Origin of the sequence: Streptomyces sp. RK62, from assembly GCF_018070255.1 — a bacterium.
In the GTDB taxonomy this organism is placed as follows: domain Bacteria; phylum Actinomycetota; class Actinomycetes; order Streptomycetales; family Streptomycetaceae; genus Streptomyces; species Streptomyces nigra.
The window spans coordinates 213,568-228,653 of record NZ_JAGPYD010000013.1 but is presented as its reverse complement, the minus strand read 5'-3'; the positions used below and the strand labels follow the sequence as shown (position 1 = coordinate 228,653).

The window sequence follows — 15,086 nt, the reverse complement described above, 5'->3', positions numbered from 1 at the left end:
GTTGTTGAGACCCAGGCATGCCGAAAGGGGCGCGTCCCGTGCGGGACGCGCCCCTTTCGTAACGGCTCCTGCGGCGGCCGGTCAGCCGGCCAGGCAGGACGGGCCGAGCAGCACCTTCAAGTCGCCGAACAGCGCCGGATCGGGCTTCACCCGGTGCCGGTCGAGGCGCAGCACCGTCGTCTTGGTCGGCCCCTGGAGCTTGATGCGGACCTCGCTCTCGCCCTTGTGGTGGCTGAGGATCTCGCCGAGCCGGCTGACCATCGGCGGGGTGACCCGCGTGGCCGGGATGGTGAGGATCACCGGCGCGTTGGCGCCCGCGTTGGACAGGTCGGGGACCTGCAGCTCCATCGCGACGAGCCGCGGCACGTCCTCGCGCTTGTCGAGACGGCCCTTGACGAACACCACGGCGTCCTCGACGAGTTGGGTCGACACGAGCTGGTAGGTCGCCGGGAAGAACATGCACTCGATCGAGCCCGCGAGGTCCTCGACAGTGGCGATCGCCCAGGCGTTGCCCTGCTTGGTCATCTTGCGCTGGAGGCCCGAGATGATGCCGCCGATGGTGACGACCGCGCCGTCGGAGTGCTCTCCGCCGGTGAGCTGGGCGATGCCCGCGTCCGCCTTGTCGGACAGCACGTGCTCCAGACCGAACAGCGGGTGGTCGGAGACGTACAGACCGAGCATCTCCCGCTCCTGGGCGAGCAGATAGGTCTTGTCCCACTCCTCGTCGGTGAACTGCACGTCGAGTCCGAAGCCGGGCTCGTCGCTCTGCTCCTCGCCCATCCCGCCGAAGAGGTCGAACTGGCCCTCGGCCTCCTTGCGCTTGACCGCCACCACGTTGTCGATCATCGGCTCGAAGTGGGCGGTGAGGCCCTTGCGGGTGTGGCCGAGGCTGTCGAACGCGCCCGCCTTGATCAGCGACTCGGTGGTCCGCTTGTTGCACGCGGCCGCGTCGATCTTGTCGAGGTAGTCGGGGAAGGAGGAGTACTTCCCCTTCGCCTTGCGGCTCTTGATGATCGACTCGACGACGTTGGTGCCGACGTTGCGGACGGCCTCGAGGCCGAAGAGGATCACGTCGTCGCCCTGGGCGGCGAAGTTGTGCACGGATTCGTTGACGTTCGGCGGGAGCACGCGGATGCCCATGCGCCGGCACTCGTTGAGGTAGACCGCGGACTTGTCCTTGTCGTCCTTCACGGACGTGAGCAGCGCGGCCATGTACTCGGCGGGGTGGTTCGCCTTGAGGTAGGCGGTCCAGTACGACACCAGTCCGTACGCGGCCGAGTGCGCCTTGTTGAACGCGTAGCCGGCGAACGGGACCAGCACGTCCCACAGCGCCTGGATGGCCTCGTCGCTGTAGCCGTTCTTGCGGGCGCCGGCCTGGAAGATCGTGAAGTTCTTCGCCAGTTCCTCGGGCTTCTTCTTGCCCATCACACGGCGGAGGATGTCGGCCTCGCCGAGCGAGTAGCCGGCGACGATCTGGGCGGCCTTCTGCACCTGCTCCTGGTAGACGATCAGGCCGTAGGTGACGTCCAGGACCTCGCGCAGGGGCTCCTCGAGCTCCTTGTGGATGGGCGTGATCTCCTGCTGCCCGTTCTTGCGCAGCGCGTAGTTCGTGTGGGAGTTCATGCCCATGGGGCCCGGGCGGTACAGGGCCGACACGGCGGAGATGTCTTCGAAGTTGTCCGGCTTCATCAGACGCAGCAGCGAGCGCATGGGGCCGCCGTCGAACTGGAAGACGCCGAGGGTGTCGCCGCGCTGGAGCAGTTCGAAGGTCGTGGGGTCGTCCAGCGGGAGACTGAGGAGATCGATGTCGATCCCCTTGTTGGACTTCACCATCTTGACGGCGTCGTCCATGATCGTCAGGTTGCGCAGGCCGAGGAAGTCCATCTTCAGCAGGCCGAGCGACTCGCAGCTCGGGTAGTCCCACTGCGTGATGGTCACGCCGTCGGTGTGCCGGACCCAGACGGGCACGTGCTCGGTGATGGTCTCGCTGGACATGATCACGCCGGCGGCGTGCACACCCATCTGCCGGACCAGGCCCTCCACGCCGCGCGCGGTGTCGATGACCTTCTTCACGTCCGGTTCGTTCTCGTACATCGCGCGGACCTCGCCGGCCTCCGAGTACCGGGGGTGGCTCGGGTCCGTGATGCCGGAGAGCGGGATGCCCTTGCCGAGGACGTCGGCGGGCATCGCCTTGGTGATACGGTCGCCCATCGCGTACGGGTAGCCCAGCACGCGCGCGGAGTCCTTGATCGCGTTCTTGGCCTTGATGGTGCCGTAGGTGCCGATCATGGCGACCTTGTCGGCGCCGTACTTCTCCGTCACGTACCGGATCACCTCGACGCGCCGGCGCTCGTCGAAGTCGATGTCGACATCGGGCATGGAGATGCGCTCGGGGTTGAGGAACCGCTCGAAGATCAGGCCGTGCGGGATGGGGTCGAGGTCGGTGATGCCCATGGCGTACGCGACGATCGAACCGGCCGCGGAGCCTCGGCCGGGGCCGACCGCGATGCCGTTGTTCTTGGCCCACATGATGAAGTCGGCCACGACGAGGAAGTAGCCGGGGAAGCCCATCGAGATGATGACGTCCATCTCGTAGTCGGCCTGCTTCTGGCGGTCCTCGGGGATGCCGCCCGGGAAGCGGCGCTCCATGCCGCGGCGGACCTCCTCCTTGAACCAGGTGACCTCGGTGTAGCCCTCGGGAATGTCGAACTTGGGCATGAGGTCGCGCTTCTCGAACATGCCCGTGGTGTCGACCATCTCGGCGATCAGCAGGGTGTTGGCGCAGCCCTCCTGCCAGGCGTCCGAGGAGTCGATGGCGTACATCTCGTCCGTGGACTTCAGGTAGTAGCCGGTGCCGTCGAACTTGAAGCGGTCCGGGTCGGAGAGGTTCTTGCCGGTCTGGATGCACAGCAGGGCGTCGTGGGCGGTCGCCTCGTGCGCGTACGTGTAGTGCGAGTCGTTCGTCACCAGGGGCGGGATGCCGAGCTTCTTGCCGATCTCCAGCAGGCCGTCGCGGACCCGGTGCTCGATGTCGATGCCGTGGTCCATCAGCTCCAGGAAGTACCGGTCCTTGCCGAAGATGTCCTGGTAGTCGGCGGCGGCCTTCAGGGCCTCGTCGAACTGGCCGAGCCGCAGCCTGGTCTGCACCTCGCCGGAGGGGCAGCCGGTGGAGGCCACGATCCCCTCGGACCACTGCGAGATGGTCTCCTTGTCCATCCGGGGCCACTTCTGCAGCCAGCCCTCGGCGTAGGCGTCGGAGGAGAGCCGGAAGAGGTTGTGCAGCCCCGTGCTGTTCACGGCCCACATCGTCTTGTGGGTGTAGCCGCCGGAACCGGAGACGTCGTCGCGCTTCTGGTGCGGCTGGCCCCACTGGATCTTGCGCTTGTTGCGCCGGGACTCGGGGGCGACATACGCCTCGATCCCGATGATCGGGGTGATCCCGGCCTTCTGCGCGGAGTGGAAGAAGTCGTACGCCCCGTGGAGGTTGCCGTGGTCGGACATGGCGATATGGGTCATGCCCATCTCGTTGCAGGCGTTGAACATGTCCTTCAGCCGCGCGGCACCGTCCAGCAGCGAGTACTGGGTGTGGACGTGCAGGTGCGTGAACGGCGGCTTCGACACGACGTGGCCTCCAGGGGAAAACGCTGCGGCGCGAAGCGCCTCGCTGAGGGGTGGTGGTCGGGTGACGGGTGGGCAGTCGGTGACAGGCGGGCGGACACTTCCGGGGACAGCGTCGAAGTCTATGCCTCGGCACTGACACGCACGGGCCTCCCCCGCGTACCTTCACAGCGAGGGCCTGCGGGGCACTTTTCAGCGGGCCCGCCCGTTCGATACGGCAGAAACGCTGTCGTACACATGCACCAGGAGGCACCCAGCGATGTCGGTCCCCCAGCTCAACGACGAGCAGCGCGGCGACGAGATCCTCGCCGTCTTCGAGACCGCCTTCGGCGAGCTCCTGGCCGCCGACCCGGCGGCGTTCCGCGTGAAGTTCCGGAAGATGGCGGCCTCGGCCTTCGCCTTCTACCGGGGCACGGCGTGCCTCTTCTACCACGACCTCGACAGCGAGAAGCGGGGCGGCCCGTACCTGGACGAGCGCACCTCGCGCGTGTGGATCCACGGCGACCTGCACGCGGAGAACTTCGGCACGTACATGGACAGCAACGGCCGGCTGGTCTTCAACGTCAACGACTTCGACGAGGCCTACGTCGGCCCCTTCACCTGGGACCTCAAGCGCTTCGCCGCCTCCGTCGCCCTGATCGGGTACGCCAAGGCGCTCGGCGACGACCAGATCAGCGAGCTGGTGCGGATCTACGCGGAGGCCTACCGCGCGCGCATCCACGCCCTGGCGACCGGCGCCAAGAGCGACGAGGTGCCGCCGTTCACGCTGGACACCGCCCAGGGCCCGCTCCTGGACGCGCTGCGCGTCGCCCGCTCGCTGACCCGCTTCGGGCTGCTGGACTCGATGACGGAGATCCGGGACTTCGAGCGCCGCTTCGCCCCGGGCGGCGGTTCCATCGAGCTGGACGCCGCCACGCGGTACAAGGTGCTCGCGGCGTTCGACGGCTATCTGGAGACGCTGCCGGACGCCTCGCTGGCCCGCCCCGACTCCTACCGGGTCAAGGACGTCGTGGGGCGGCGCGGCATCGGGATCGGCTCGGCGGGGCTGCCGTCGTACAACATCCTGCTGGAGGGCCACAGCGACGCCCTGGAGAACGATGTGGTGATCTACATCAAGCAGGCCCAGACCCCGGCCGTCTCCCGCCACATCACGGATCCGGCGATCGCCGGGTACTTCCAGCACGAGGGCCACCGCACGGTGATCTCGCAGCGCGCGCTCCAGGCGCACGCCGACCCGTGGCTCGGCTGGACGGAGCTGGACGGCTCGGGCCAGCTGGTCGCCGAGGTCTCGCCGTACGCCGTGGACCTGGACTGGAGCGACATCGACGACCCGGAGGAGATCGCGACGGTCGTCGCCGACCTCGGCCGGGCCACCGCGGCGATGCACGCGGCGGCGGACGACACCTCCGGCGAGTCGCTGGTGCCGTTCTCGACGGAGCGCGCCATCGACGCGGCGATCGCCGCCGACGAGGAGAACTTCGCCGAGCTGCTGGTCTCCTTCGCGCACGACTACGGCGCACGCGCGCGTACCGACCACCAGATCTTCGTGGACCTGTTCCGCAACGGCCGGATCCCGGGTCTGTGACGAAAGGGTCGCCCACCGGCGGCCGGGGACCTCTCACAAGCACTCTTTAGGGGTCCCTTACCTCCTCTCATGCCACACTCTTCTTTCGATATGGACATCTCCGGGACCCAGCTGCGAGCGGTACGCGCGACGCTGTTCACGTCACTCGTGGTGACGCTGAGCACGGCGTCGCACGTCCTGCTGTCCCGGGCGCCCCTGCCGCTGAACACGGTGGCCCTGCTGGCGGCCGCCGTGTTCGCCCTGGCGTACGCGCTGGCCGGGCGGGAGCGGAGCTTCGGGCGGATCGCCGCGCTGCTGATCCCGCTGGAGCTGGCCGCCGACACGATCCTCACCACCGGGCAGCACGTCTGCTACGGCAGGGCGGGCGGCCCGGTCGCGGGCCCGCTGGCCTCCGTCGGCTGGGACGTGCTGTGCGGCGACGGCACCGAGGTCGGCACCCCGCTGGCCCAGGTCACCGGCACCGACCCGGACCGGCTCGGCGGGCTCCTCGCGCACGCCGACCCGGCCACCGCCTGGTTCCTGCTCGCCGCCCATGTCGGCGTCGGCCTCGCGGCCGCGGCCTGGCTGCGCCGGGGCGAGCGGGCCCTGGCCCAGCTGCTGCGGGCCGTCGGCGCGACCACGTTCCGGCCGCTGCTGCTGGCGGTCGCCGCGGTGGCGGTCCGGCTGACGTCGCCGGCCCGGCGCCTGCCCCGCCCGGCGCACCGCGCGGCCACCGCGCGCCTGCTGCTCCTCGTGCACTCCCTGGGACGGCGTGGGCCGCCCTGCTCCCCCGCGCTCACCCTCGCGTGACCGCGCCCTGAGCAATACGGCCCACCCGTACGTATCCCGCACACGACGTGTGCGCGTCCCCATGCATGGAGATCACCAATGAGCAAGCGGAACAGCCAGGCGGCGAAGTCGGCGGCCCGAGAGCGCCTGCGCGCCGAACGCGAGCGCGAGGCCAAGCGCGCGAAGGTCAGGCGCCAGATCATCGTCGCGGCCTCGGTCGTCGGCGTCCTGGCGGCGGCCGGCGGCATCGGCTACGCGGTCGTCCAGGCGAACAAGCCCAGCTACTGGGAGTCGCTGACCGACGCCAAGGTCACCGCGCCGGCGAACACGACCGGGACGAACGGCACGACCGTCGTCATCGGCAAGGACAGCGCCAAGAAGACCCTGAAGCTGTACGAGGACCCGCGCTGCCCGGTCTGCGCCTCCTTCGAGCAGGCCGTCGGCCCGACCGTCGAGAAGGACATCGACGCCGGCAAGTTCAAGCTGCAGTTCGTCGGCGGCACCTTCCTCGACGGCGACCAGATGAAGGAGGGCGATATCGGGGCGAACGGCGAGGGCTCGAAGAACGCGATGAGCGCCCTGGGCGCCGCGCTGAACGTGAGCCCCGAGGCGTTCCTCGCCTACAAGAGCGCCCTGTACTCGGAGAAGTTCCACCCGCTGGAGTCCGAGGACAAGTTCAAGGACGACGCGTACCTGATCAAGGTGGCGGACAGCGTGCCCGATCTGAAGGGCAACACCGAGTTCCAGAACGCCGTCAAGAAGGGCACGTACGACGCCTGGGCGCTGGCCATGTCGAAGACCTTCGACACCAACAAGGACGGTGTGACGGGCACGCCGAGCCTGGTGATGGACGGCAAGATCCTGGAGAAGTCCGATGCCAACCAGCCGTGGACGGTGGACGAGTACACCAAGGCCGTGGACGCGGCGCTGAAGGGCTGATCTCCGCCTTCGAGCGGCGGTGACCGCAAGGAAGCCGGACCTCCGTGTGAAGGGCGGGCGAATTTCCGCGGATTCGCCCGCCCGAGCGAGTACCGCTCAGTAACCTGTTCGGCTGTGACCAGTCGATACAGATCATCCGATCAGTACAACGCGCTCAGCCCTCGCCGCCGTTCGGTCGTCAAGGCCGCGGCGGCGACGGCTGTTCTGGCCGGCCCGCTCGCCGGCGCCCTGCCCGCCCGCGCCGTCGACGCCGCCCCCGCCTTCCTGCACGGTGTCGCCTCCGGCGATCCCCTGCCGGACGGCGTCCTGCTGTGGACCCGGCTGACCCCGACGCCGGACGCGGTCCCCGGTTCCGGGATCGGCCCGGACGTCGAGGTCAGCTGGACCGTCGCCCTGGACAAGGCGTTCATGAACGTCGTCGCCAAGGGCTCGACCACCGCGACCGCGGCCTCGGACCACACCGTCAAGGCCGACATCCGCGGCCTGTCACCGGCCACCGACTACTGGTTCCGCTTCTCGGCCGGCGGCACCGACTCCCCGGCGGCGCGTACCCGCACCGCGCCGGCGGCGGACGCGGCGGTGACCAACCTGCGTTTCGGCGTGGTCTCCTGCGCCAACTGGGAGGCCGGCTACTTCTCGGCGTACCGCCATCTCGCCGCCCGCGGCGACCTCGACGCCTGGCTCCATCTCGGCGACTACATCTACGAGTACGGCACCGGGGACTACGGCACCCGCGGCAAGGTCGTCCGCCCGCACTCCCCCGCCCACGAGATCGTCACGCTCGCCGACTACCGGGTCCGGCACGCCACGTACAAGACGGACCCCGACCTCCAGGCCCTGCACACCAAGGCGCCGGTCATCGCGATCTGGGACGACCACGAGTTCGCCAACGACACCTGGTCGGGCGGCGCCGAGAACCACACCGAGGGTGCCGAGGGCGCCTGGGCGGCCCGTCAGGCCGCCGCCAAGCAGGCGTACTTCGAGTGGATGCCGGTGCGCCCGGCGATCGCCGGCACCACCTACCGCCGGCTGCGCTTCGGCAAGCTCGTCGACCTGTCCCTGCTCGACCTGCGCTCCTTCCGCTCCCAGCAGGTCTCGGTCGGGAACGGCGAGGTCGACGACCCCGACCGCACGCTCACCGGACGCGCCCAACTCGACTGGCTGAAGGCGGGCCTGAAATCCTCGGACACCACCTGGCGGCTGGTGGGCAACTCCGTGATGATCTCGCCGTTCGCGATCGGCTCGCTCTCCGCCGATCTGCTCAAGCCGCTCGCCAAGCTGCTGGGCCTGCCGCAGGAGGGGCTCGCCCTCAACCCCGACCAGTGGGACGGCTACACGGACGACCGCCGTGAACTCCTCGCGCATCTGCGGTCGAACGCGATCCGCAACACCGTCTTCCTCACCGGCGACATCCACATGGCGTGGGCGAACGACGTCCCCGTGGACGCCGGCACCTACCCGCTGTCGGCCTCCGCCGCCACGGAGTTCGTCGTCACCTCGGTGACGTCGGACAACCTGGACGACATCGTGAAGGTCCCCGAGGGCACGCTCTCCGCGATCGCGTCCCCGGTCATCCGCGCCGCCAACCGGCACGTCCACTGGGTCGACACCGACCGGCACGGCTACGGAATCCTCGACATCACGGCCGAGCGCGCGCAGATGGACTACTACGTCCTGTCCGACCGCACCAAGCGCGACGCGACCGCGAAGTGGACCCGCTCCTACCGCACCCGCAACGGCACACAGAAGGTCGAGCGCACGTACGACCCGGTGTGACCGGACTCTAGAGGCCTTCCAGGAAGCCGAGTGCCACTCGCCAGGTGGCCTCGGCCGCCTCCTCGTCGTAGTCGGGGAGGTCCGGGTCCGTGTAGAGGTGCCCGGCGCCCGCGTACCGGTAGACCTCGACGTCGGCGCCCGCACGGCCCATCTGGAGGTACCAGGCGCTGAGCCAGTCGTCCGTCTCGAACGGGTCCGGCTCGGCCACGTGCAGCTGCACCGGCAGGTCGTCCACGGAGGCGTTCGCCGCGATGTCCGAGGTGCCGTGCAGAAGCAGCAGCCCGCGGGCCTTGTCGTCACCGAGCGCCAGCGTCTGCGCGATCGACGCCCCGAGCGAGAACCCCGCGTAGACCAGTCCCCGTTCCGAGTAGGGGGCCGCGGCCAGGACGGCCCGCTTCAGCAGCTCGTCCTTGCCGATCGACGTGTTGAACTCCATGCCCTCCTCGACCGTCCCGAAGGTCCGCCCTTCGAACAGGTCGGGCGTCCACACCTCGTGTCCGGCGGCACGCAGCCGGTCCGCGGCCTGCCGCACCGCGGGCCTGAGCCCATAGGTCGAGTGAAACAGCATGATGTTCATGAGGCCATGGTGCCAGCCGCCCCGGCGAGGCCGTGACCAGCGCCTCACCCACCATGATGTTCAGGCCCCCCGAAGGCTGGTTACGTTCGAGGGATGGAGACGATACTCCGTCCACTGCTCGTGATCGGCGGCTCGGTCCTGCTCACCCTGCTCATCGGGTGGGCCACCGACCTCGTGATGCGCAAGGCCGACGAACGGCACGGCGAGACCCCGCTGTGGGGTCTGCTGCGCCGCGCCCGGGTGCCCTGGCAGGTCGTGCTGTGCGTGGCCCTGCTGAGAGGGTCCTACGACGAATCCCAGCTGCTGGTGGAGCACCGCGTCGCCGTGGGCCGGGTGCTCACGCTGGTGCTGATCGGGGCCGCGGCCTGGCTGGCGATCCGGATCGCCGCCGCGGTCGTGGAGACCTCGTACAGCCGCTACGCCCGGGTGCACCACGACGCGGCCCGGGTCCGCCGGGTCCGCACCCAGGTGACACTCATCATGCGGGTGGTGTCCGCGGTCGTCGGCGTGGTGGCGGTGGCCGCGATGCTGCTGACGTTCCCGGCGTTCCGCGCGGCCGGCGCCTCGCTGCTGGCCTCGGCCGGGATCCTCGGCATCGTCGCCGGTGTGGCCGCCCAGTCCACGCTGAGCAACATGTTCGCCGGCCTGCAGATCGCCTTCGGCGACATGGTGCGCATCGGGGACACGGTCGTGGTCGACGAGGAGTGGGGCACCGTCGAGGAGATCACCCTGACCTTCCTGACCGTGCGGACCTGGGACGAGCGCCGGATCACGATGCCCGTGTCGTACTTCACGGCGAAGGCGTTCGAGAACTGGTCGCGCGGCGGCGCGCAGATGACCGGCACGGTCTATCTGCACGTCGACCACTCGGCGCCGCTGGACGCGATGCGCGAGAAGCTCCGCGACATCGTGCGCGAGTGCCCGGCCTGGGACGGCCGCGACCACGGCCTCGTCGTCACCGACTCCACGCCCTCCACCATGGAGGTCCGCGCCCTGGTCACCGCGAAGGACGCGGACGACCTGTGGACGGTGCGGGTCACGGTGCGCGAGCAGCTGATCCGCTGGCTGACCGAGCGGCACCCGTACGCGCTGCCCCGTGTCAACGCGGCGGACGCGGTCCTGCCGCCCGGCTTCCCGGTCCCGGACCGCGTCCCGACGGCCCGCCGCACCCTGCCCCGCGGCCAGCAGCCGACGGCGCGGTCCGAACGGCCCTGACGGGTTCAGCGCCCGCGTTCGGCCCCGCCGTTGACCTGGATGATCTGTGAGGTGATGTGGCCGGCGGCGTGCGAGGCCAGAAAGTGCAGCGTCGCGGCCACGTCGCCGGGCGTCCCGGCCCGCCCGTTGGACGTCTCGGCGATGAGCCGGGCGCGCCGCTCCTCGCTCATCGCGTCGCCGAAGAAGCCGGTGTCCTCGACGTACCCGGGCGCGACGACGTTCACGGTGATCCCGCGCGGCCCCAGCTGGCGGGCGAGATCATGGGCGTACGGGTGCAGCGCCGCCTTGGACGCCGCGTACGCCCCGCTGCCGGAGCCCCGGAAGGCGGCGATGGAGCTGAGGAACAGCACCCGCCCGCCGGGGTCGGCGAGCCGGTCCTTCAGCGCCTCGGTGAGCAGGGCGGCGGTCAGCGTGTTGAGGCCGAAGTTCAGGGTCCAGTCGTGCAGGACGACGTCGAGCGGTTCGTCGCTCTCCACCCGGGGTTCCAGCCCGCCCGAGCCGCCGGCGCTGTGGATCAGCACGTCCACGGTGCCGAACTCGGCGGCGACGAAGCGCTCCACCGCCCGCGCCCCTCGCGGCCTGCTCAGATCCGCCGCCAAGGTCAGGGCGCCGGGCACCCCGGCCTCCTCCAGGACCTCGGCGCGCCGCCCGAGCAGCAGCACCTGGTCGCCGTCCGCGGCGAACAACCGGGCCGTCGCCAGCCCGATCCCCGTACCGCCTCCACTGATGACAACGTTGCGAGCCATGATCAGATGGTACGAAGCCACCGGCCCCGGCGGGCGGATCAGCGCAGACTGCGCACGTCCAGGTGGCGCAGCACCCGGTCGACGACCTCGGGGTCGGCGCCCGGCTCGCTGCGGGCCGCGAGCACCTCGTGCCGGGCCGCGCTCAGCAGCTCGCCCTGGATGCGCCGCACCCGCTTCAGCCGTCTGACCCGCTGATCGTGGGCCTCCCGGCGCTCCTCCTCGCCCAGGTCGGGGCTGATCCGCACGCCGATCTCCAGGGCCCGCCGCAGCATCTGCTCGGACAGCTCGTCGGGCAGCTCCTCGACGGCCTCGATCTCCCGCAGTCTGCGTTTGGCGGCCTTGGCCGCGCGGATCGCCAGCGTCCGTTCGAACTCCTTCTCCTGTTCGCTGTCGGACTCCACGCCGAGCCGCTTGACCAGCCAGGGCAGGGTCAGTCCCTGGAGCACGAGGGTCGCCATGATCACGCCGAACGCGATGAAGATGATCTCGTCCCGGTCGGGGAACGGCGAGCCCGCGTCGGTCTCCAGGGGGATGGCCAGCGCCAGTGCCACGGACGCCACCCCGCGCATTCCCGACCACCACATGACGACGGTCTCGCGCCAGGTCATCGGGATCTCCTCCTCGACGTCCCGTCTGGCGTGCATCCGCTTGGCGAGCCAGCTGGCCGGCAGCAGATAGAGCAGGCGTACGAGCACGACGACCCCGACGATCGCGCCGGCCCAGGTGAGCATCTCGCCCCAGCGGCCGGACGCGGTGCTGATGGCGTTGTGCAGTTCGAGGCCCACCAGGCCGAAGGCGACGCCGGTGACGAGCGTGTCGACGATGTCCCAGAAGGTGTGCCCGGCGAGCCGGGTCATGACGTCGTCGGCGTCGGTGGCGTACTCGGCGAGGAACAGCGCGGTGACCAGCACCGCGAGCACACCGGAGCCGTGCAGCTCCTCGGCCATCACGTACGAGGCGTACGGCACGAGGAGCGAGAGCCCGATCTGCAGGGTGGGGTCGCCGAGGAGGTCCATGAGCTTGTAGGCGCCCCAGCCGAGGGCGAGCCCCACGGCCAGCGCGACCACCGCGGACAGGACCAGGTCGAGTCCGGCCTGCCACGGGGAGAAGCTGCCGCTCACGGCGGCGGCGATCGCCACGTGGTAGAGGACGATCGCCGTGACGTCGTTGAAGAGGCCCTCGCCCTCCAGGATCGACACCAGACGGCGGGGCAGCCCGAGCTGGCCCGCCACGGCGGTGGCCGCGACCGGGTCGGGCGGTGCGACGAGGGCGCCCAGCGCGACGGCCGCGGCGATCGGCAGGCCCGGCACGATGGCGTGCGCGACGGCGGCCACGCACAGGGTGGTGACGAAGACCAGGGCGACGGCCAGCAGCAGGATGGGCCGTACGTTCGCCGCGAACTGCCGCCACGACGTGCGGCGTACGGCGGCGTAGAGCAGCGGTGGCAGCAGCAGCGGCAGGATCAGGTCGGGCGGGACGTCCACGTTGGGGACGAACTCCAGCAGCGCGAGGACGATCCCGAGCAGGGTCATCAGCACGGGCGCCGGCAGACCGATCCGGTCCCCGACCGGGACGCTCACCAGGGCCCCTAGCAACAGCACGAACAGCAGGGCCAACTGATCCACGGTCAGCGCTCCGACGAGTAGGCATCCACGGACGGACTCAAGCCTGCCACGCAGCGCGTCCCACCAGCGCGTTCGCGCCCTACTGCGTCAGGTCGCGCCGCATCGCCCGGTGGGGTATCCCGGCGTCGGGGAACTCGGGTCCGTACGCCTGGTACCCCAGACGCTCGTAGAAACCCAGGGCGTGGGTCTGCGCGTGCAGGTCGACGGCCGTGAGACCCCTCACGCGGGCCGCGTCCTCGACGGCCCGGACGAGGGCCGCGCCGACGCCGAGGCCCCGGGCCTCCTTCGTCACGGCGAGCCGCCCGAGCGAGCCCACGGCCGGGTCCCCGCCGGTCTTCGCGGCGGCCGCCTCGCCGTGCAGCAGCCGGCCGGTCCCGAGCGGCAGCCCGTCCTCGCGGACCGCCAGCACGTGCACCGCGCCTTCGTCGTAGGCGTCGTACTCGATCTCCGGCGGGACGCCCTGCTCGGCGACGAAGACCTCCTTGCGGACCGCGAAGCACGCCTCGCGGTCGGCGGGGTCCTCGGCGACCCGGAACGTGACGGCCGGGCTCATGCGTAGGTCTCCTCGCGCACCTGGTCGAGGGCCTGCTGGAGGTCGGCCGGGTAGTCGCTGGCGAACTCCACCCACTGCCCGTCCCCGGGGTGCTCGAAGCCGAGCCGCACGGCGTGCAGCCACTGGCGGGTCAGCCGCAGCCGCTTGGCGAGCGTCGGGTCGGCGCCGTAGGTGAGGTCGCCGACGCAGGGGTGCCGGTGGGCGGCCATGTGGACGCGGATCTGGTGGGTGCGGCCGGTCTCCAGCTTCACGTCGAGCAGCGAGGCCGCCCGGAACGCCTCGATGAGGTCGTAGTGCGTGACCGACGCCTTGCCCTCGGCGGTGACCGCCCACTTGTAGTCGTGCTGCGGGTGGCGGCCGATGGGGGCGTCGATGGTGCCGCTGGTCGGGTCGGGGTGGCCCTGGACGAGCGTGTGGTACCGCTTGTCGACCGTGCGCTCCTTGAACTGGCGCTTGAGCGAGGTGTACGCGTACTCGGACTTGGCGACGACCATGAGGCCGGAGGTGCCCACGTCGAGCCGGTGCACGATGCCCTGGCGCTCGGCGGCGCCCGAGGTGGAGATCCGGTAGCCGGCGGCGGCCAGCCCGCCGATCACCGTCGGACCGCTCCAGCCCGGCGAGGGGTGGGCGGCGACGCCGACGGGCTTGACGATCACGACGATGTCGTCGTCGTCATGGACGATCTCCATGCCCTCGACGGGCTCGGCGACGACCTGCACGGGCGCGGGGGCCTGCGGCATCTCGACCTCCAGCCAGGCCCCGCCGTGCACCCGCTCGGACTTCCCGACCACCGACCCGTCGACCGTGACCTTCCCCGCCGCGGCCAGCTCGGCCGCCTTCGTACGGGAGAAACCGAACATGCGGGAGATGGCGGCGTCGACGCGCTCGCCCTCCAGGCCGTCCGGCACGGGCAGGGTACGGATCTCGGGAATCGTGCTCACCCGTCGAGTATGCCGGACGGGGCAGGCCGGCCCGCACGGGCCTGTGGAAAACCCCGTCGCACCCGGCCTGCGGGTCAGTCCTTGTGGACGGTCCCGTCCGGGTCCAGGCCCCGGAACGACAGCAGCACGATCAGGATGCCGCCGCACACGATCGCGGAGTCCGCGAGGTTGAACACGGCGAAGTGCTTGGGCGCGATGAAGTCCACGACGGCGCCCTCGAAGACGCCGGGCGAGCGGAAGATCCGGTCGGTGAGGTTGCCGAGCGCACCGCCGAGCAGCAGGCCGAGCGCGATCGCCCAGGGCAGGCTGTACAGCTTGCGGGCGAGCCGGGCGATCACCACGATCACGGCAGCCGCGATCACCGTGAAGATCACGGTGAAGGCCTCGCCGAAGCCGAACGCCGCGCCCGCGTTGCGGATCGCCTCGAACTTCAGCCAGTCACCGATGATCTCGATCGGCGGGTGGTGCTCGAGCTCGGCGACCACCCACATCTTGCTGACGAGGTCGAGGATGTACGCGAACGCGGCGACGCCGAACAGCACGGCGATCCGGCGCCTGCCCCGGGGCCGCTCGGCGTCCGCCGTGTCTTTCGCCCGCCGGTCGGACTGCTCCGGCCCGGCGTCCCCCGTCTCCGGGGAGTCCGGCGTACCGATGATGCGCTCCGCCTCTGCCACGTGAGTCCCTCGACCTAGGTACCTGACTGAGGACGAGGGTACGGCACGTCCCGCGTCGCCCGCCTGCCG

At 70.4% G+C, this 15,086-nt stretch carries 12 protein-coding genes; 5 read left to right on the top strand and 7 right to left on the bottom strand.

What is annotated here, in order from left to right; all coding sequences use genetic code 11:
- Positions 1-81: 81 nt before the first annotated feature.
- Positions 82-3,621: a DNA polymerase III subunit alpha gene (dnaE, locus tag KBY32_RS25555; RefSeq protein WP_055621597.1), complete on the bottom strand. Its 3,540-nt coding sequence runs from the start codon at positions 3,619-3,621 to the stop codon at positions 82-84.
- Between the two features lie 256 nt (positions 3,622-3,877).
- On the opposite strand from dnaE, the gene KBY32_RS25550 reads away from it, so the two are divergent.
- From KBY32_RS25550 to KBY32_RS25535, 4 genes are all read left to right on the top strand, one after another.
- On the top strand, positions 3,878-5,203 hold the full coding sequence (locus tag KBY32_RS25550) for a DUF2252 domain-containing protein (RefSeq protein WP_210981786.1): 1,326 nt from the start codon (positions 3,878-3,880) through the stop codon (positions 5,201-5,203).
- 90 nt (positions 5,204-5,293) lie between these two features.
- Positions 5,294-5,992, top strand: coding sequence for a hypothetical protein (locus KBY32_RS25545; protein ID WP_055621599.1), 699 nt, complete (start codon positions 5,294-5,296; stop codon positions 5,990-5,992).
- 78 nt (positions 5,993-6,070) lie between these two features.
- Positions 6,071-6,910, top strand: coding sequence for a thioredoxin domain-containing protein (locus KBY32_RS25540; protein WP_055621600.1), 840 nt, complete (start codon positions 6,071-6,073; stop codon positions 6,908-6,910).
- A gap of 114 nt (positions 6,911-7,024) precedes the next feature.
- On the top strand, positions 7,025-8,686 hold the full coding sequence (locus tag KBY32_RS25535; protein ID WP_210981785.1) for an alkaline phosphatase: 1,662 nt from the start codon (positions 7,025-7,027) through the stop codon (positions 8,684-8,686).
- A gap of 7 nt (positions 8,687-8,693) precedes the next feature.
- On the opposite strand, the gene KBY32_RS25530 is transcribed toward KBY32_RS25535, so the two are convergent.
- The gene (locus tag KBY32_RS25530; protein ID WP_055621602.1) at positions 8,694-9,263 is read right to left on the bottom strand and encodes a dienelactone hydrolase family protein; all 570 of its coding nucleotides are present in this window, start codon (positions 9,261-9,263) and stop codon (positions 8,694-8,696) included.
- Positions 9,264-9,356: 93 nt separating this feature from the next.
- Between KBY32_RS25530 and KBY32_RS25525 the strand changes: the two genes are divergently transcribed.
- On the top strand, positions 9,357-10,478 hold the full coding sequence (locus tag KBY32_RS25525) for a mechanosensitive ion channel family protein (RefSeq protein ID WP_210981784.1): 1,122 nt from the start codon (positions 9,357-9,359) through the stop codon (positions 10,476-10,478).
- A gap of 5 nt (positions 10,479-10,483) precedes the next feature.
- Here the strand turns inward: KBY32_RS25525 and KBY32_RS25520 are convergent, their stop codons facing one another.
- From KBY32_RS25520 to lspA, 5 genes are all read right to left on the bottom strand, one after another.
- Positions 10,484-11,224: an SDR family NAD(P)-dependent oxidoreductase gene (locus KBY32_RS25520; RefSeq protein WP_210981783.1), complete on the bottom strand. Its 741-nt coding sequence runs from the start codon at positions 11,222-11,224 to the stop codon at positions 10,484-10,486.
- A gap of 38 nt (positions 11,225-11,262) precedes the next feature.
- Positions 11,263-12,849 carry a Na+/H+ antiporter gene (locus KBY32_RS25515; protein WP_210981782.1) on the bottom strand — a complete coding sequence of 529 codons (1,587 nt, stop codon included), beginning with the start codon at positions 12,847-12,849 and terminating at the stop codon, positions 11,263-11,265.
- 79 nt (positions 12,850-12,928) lie between these two features.
- On the bottom strand, positions 12,929-13,402 hold the full coding sequence (locus tag KBY32_RS25510; RefSeq protein ID WP_210981781.1) for a GNAT family N-acetyltransferase: 474 nt from the start codon (positions 13,400-13,402) through the stop codon (positions 12,929-12,931).
- On the bottom strand, positions 13,399-14,343 hold the full coding sequence (locus KBY32_RS25505; protein WP_108706468.1) for an RluA family pseudouridine synthase: 945 nt from the start codon (positions 14,341-14,343) through the stop codon (positions 13,399-13,401). The genes KBY32_RS25510 and KBY32_RS25505 overlap by 4 nt, the downstream gene beginning before the upstream one ends.
- A 74-nt stretch (positions 14,344-14,417) precedes the next feature.
- Entirely contained in the window at positions 14,418-15,017 is a 600-nt protein-coding gene (lspA, locus tag KBY32_RS25500; protein ID WP_210981780.1) for a signal peptidase II, read from the bottom strand.
- Positions 15,018-15,086: the final 69 nt, after the last annotated feature.